This window comes from Mycobacterium sp. NGS62, assembly GCF_059812285.1.
In genome coordinates this window covers 1-932 of the sequence record NZ_JCALCK010000076.1, presented here as the reverse complement: position 1 = coordinate 932, position 932 = coordinate 1, and the positions used below count along the sequence as shown (strand labels likewise).

1 protein-coding gene is annotated in these 932 nt (G+C 69.3%); it reads right to left on the bottom strand.

Annotation, left to right across the window (positions count from 1 at the left end; all coding sequences use genetic code 11):
• Positions 1-852 (bottom strand): transposase (locus AC5Y49_RS24760; RefSeq protein ID WP_499892014.1); only part of this gene is annotated, 852 nt, incomplete at its 3' end.
• Positions 853-932 lie beyond the last annotated feature (80 nt).

Below are 932 nucleotides of genomic sequence, written 5' to 3'. Positions count from 1 at the left end.
CCCGTGGCGGGCCTGGACATCGACAGTGGAGATCAGCCGATCCCGTGCCACCCGCCGCGCGATGCGAAACACCCCGTCCTCGCCGGCTTCGACGTCTTGGCCGGCTACCAGCCCCAGCAGCTCAGCGGCGTCGGCCAGCGGTCCGCTCAACTCGTGGCCGTCCAACGCCGCCAGCGCGGCCTGGGCATCGCGGACCAGCGCATCCACCAGCGCCTCCCGGGCAGCCGGGTCGTCCCAGTCGCACGGCGGCTTACCCAGCGTGGCGTAGTCATCGTCACGCTGCAGTGCCGTGCGCACCGCGCCCGCCAGCACCGGGTCGGCCCGATCCGCCGCGGACAGGACTTTGCGGATCGCGGCCCGCAGCTGGATGACGGTGTCCTGGGTGGCCACCGCATCAAACAGCGGGGTGGAATCGAGCACCCGGCGCCGTCCTCGTAACAACCCCGCCGCCCGCGCGGTGGTGGTGACATCGTCGAACAACCGCCGCGGCCGCTCCGAGGCGCGCAGCCGGTTACGCATCCCGACCAGCACCGTGGGGTGAAAAGCCGCCGCCCCCACCGTCAACCCGGCGGCGGCCTTCCAACGCAGATCAAATGCCAACCGGTCACAGGCCTCCCGATCCGACAAGCCCTCGTAGGCTTGCAGCAGCATCACCGTGGCCACCACCCGCGCGGGCACCGTCGGGCGGCCCCGCGTCGAGACCTTGAACAAGTCGGCGAAATACTCATCACCGAACAGCGCGCCACCGTGCTCAGCCAACAGCCGATAGACACTGCCCTCGGGCAGCTGATCACCCAACAGCAGCATCACGTCATCGAATCGGCCCTGCCGAATCTCACATCCCAACGCCACGCACCGATCCTCGCGGCACGCCCGCACCAAGCCCGGTCAGCCACGCCGAAACCCGATCCACAAAATCAGCAGTCTCCTAG